The sequence below is a fragment of the Actinoplanes sp. NPDC051633 genome (assembly GCF_040681735.1).
Classification (GTDB): Bacteria; Actinomycetota; Actinomycetes; order Mycobacteriales; family Micromonosporaceae; genus Actinoplanes.
The window spans coordinates 1-2,275 of record NZ_JBFAZH010001217.1; the positions used below are offsets into that span (position 1 = coordinate 1).

At 72.7% G+C, this 2,275-nt stretch carries 2 protein-coding genes; both read right to left on the reverse strand.

Annotated elements, in window-relative coordinates; translation table 11 throughout:
- Positions 1-582: PHP domain-containing protein (locus AB0M20_RS39205; protein WP_364306097.1), on the reverse strand; the 582-nt coding region annotated here is incomplete at its 3' end.
- 82 nt (positions 583-664) lie between these two features.
- The gene (locus tag AB0M20_RS39210; protein WP_364306098.1) at positions 665-2,185 is read right to left on the reverse strand and encodes an AAA family ATPase; all 1,521 of its coding nucleotides are present in this window, start codon (positions 2,183-2,185) and stop codon (positions 665-667) included.
- Between the last annotated feature and the right edge of the window lie 90 nt (positions 2,186-2,275).

Consider the following 2,275-nt stretch of genomic DNA (forward strand, 5'->3'; position numbering starts at 1 on the left):
CCCGTGGTCCATCAGCTCGAGGTAGTAGTGGTCCTTGCCGAAGATGTCCTGATACTGCCCCGCGACCTTGATCGCCTCGTCGAACTGGCCCAGCCGCAGCCGGGTCTGCACCGCGCCGGACGGGCAGCCGGTGGTGGCCATGATGCCCTCGGCGTGCTCGGCGATGATCTCCATGTCCATCCGCGGCCACTTGACGTAGTGACCCTCCATGGACCCGCGCGAGTTGAGCCGGAAGAGGTTGCGCAGACCCTGGGCGTCGCGCGCCCACATCGTCTTGTGGGTGATCGCGCCGTTGCCGGAGATGTCGTCCGACTTCTGCTCCGGACGGCCCCACTTGACCCTGGCCTTGTGCAGCCGGGACTCCGGCGCCACGTAGGCCTCCACGCCGATCACCGGGGTCAGCCCGGCGGCGGTGGCCTGCTTGTAGAAGTCGTACGCCCCGTGCATGTTGCCGTGATCGGTGATCGCGACCGCGGGCATGCCCATGCGGGCGGCCTCGGCGGTCAGCTCCTTGAGCCGGGCAGCGCCGTCGAGCATCGAATACTCGGTGTGCACGTGGAGGTGCACGAACGAGTCGGACACCCGGGACCCCCTCTCCCTGCGGCCGGATCAAGCGTCCCGACTCTAGTCCGGCCCCCCGACAACACGCGGGCGACACCCGGGCCTATTCGGCGAACGGCTCGATCATCATCGCCGCCGCCTTGAGCCACGCGGCCCGGGTCTCCGGCTGCAGATCCGCGTACTCGATCGACGACCCCACCTCGAGGGACGGGTCATAAGGAACAACGGCGACACCACGGGTACGCGACGCGAAGTGCTTCGTCAGATCGGCCAGCAGCGGCATCTCGCCGGCCGACGGGCAGGAGATCAACGTCACGGCGTTCTGGACCAGGTCCTCGCGGCCCGTCTCGGTCAGCAGATCGAGCATCCAGTCCGCGGTGAACGCCGCATCCTCGCGCGGCACCGTGGTGATCACCAGCTGGTCGGCCGCCGCCATCACGGTCCGCCAGTTCACGCTCTCGACGTTGTTGCCCGTGTCCACACAGATCACGTCATGGGTGCGCCGCAGCAGGTCCATCACCCGGCGCACGGTGTGCTGGTCGAGCCGCTGGGCGAACCGCGGATTCTCCTCACCGGCCAGCACGTCGTACGACCCGTCGGAGGCGTGCCGCAGATAGCCGTCCAGCTCCTGATGCAGCTCGTCGCCGTGCAGGTTCTCGATCTGCATCAGGTCGGCGAGCAGATGCCTTATGGTCCGGGCGTGCCGCGCGCTGCCCGCCCGCAGCCCGAGGGTGCCGCGCAGCTCGTTGTCGTCCCACGCCAGCACCCCGCGCCCGCGGACGCTGCCGATGGTGGCCGCGGCCAGCACCGTGGCCGTGGTCTTGTGCACGCCGCCCTTGGGGTTGGCGAAGGCCAGCACCCGCGGCGTACCCAGCTTGCGGCGCAGGACCTGGACCGCGCGGTCGGAATCCGCCTCGGTGCGCGGCTGCCGCCACTCGATCCTCGCCGGAGCGGGCGAGGCCGGCGCCGACGGCGGGCGCACGGCGGCCGAGCCGACCGACGCGGCCGCGCGGTACTGCGCAGGCGGAAAGGCGGGCTGGCCCGTCGGGAAGGCCGGCCGGGCCGGCGGAGGACCGGGCTGGGCCGGTGGGCCCGGCGGGAGGGCGGCCGGCGCGCGGGCCGTGCCGGGGTTGAAGAACGTGTGCGGCTGCTCCAGCTCGGGCCGGTTGTGCAGGGCCCGGCGAGGCTCCAGCGGGTTCACCGGCCGCTGCAACGGGTCGTCGTGCACCGGCGGGCGATGCTCGATCGGGTGAGCCGGACGCCGCTCCAGCGGGTTCAGCGGCCGGCGCTCGGGCAGCGGCGTGGGCGGCGTGGGCGGCTCGGCCGGGCGGGCGGTCTCGGGCAGCCAGGAGCGGCGGTCCAGCGGACGCGTCGGCAACGGCTGCGGTGGCTGAGCCGGCGACAGGGGAAGCGACAGGCCGGACGGCGCGCGTGGCGGCTCTAGGCGCGGCTCAAGGCGCGGCTCGACGGGCGGCTCAAACGGCGGCTCGAGGGACCGCTCGTGCCGGTCGGCGTCCTCGGCCTCGTCGGAGACCCGGCCGCCGTGCCGGGCGCGGTCGAGCAGGGCGCGCCAGCGAGACCCGGTGTCCGCAGGCCGGCCCCAGCCGGACTCGGTCCCGTCCACGGCTCGTCCTCCCTGCGTCTCTCGATCGTTTCGGGCCACGGCGTCGCCCCGCAACAGGCTACGGATCCCGCACCGTCCAGGGCCACTCCC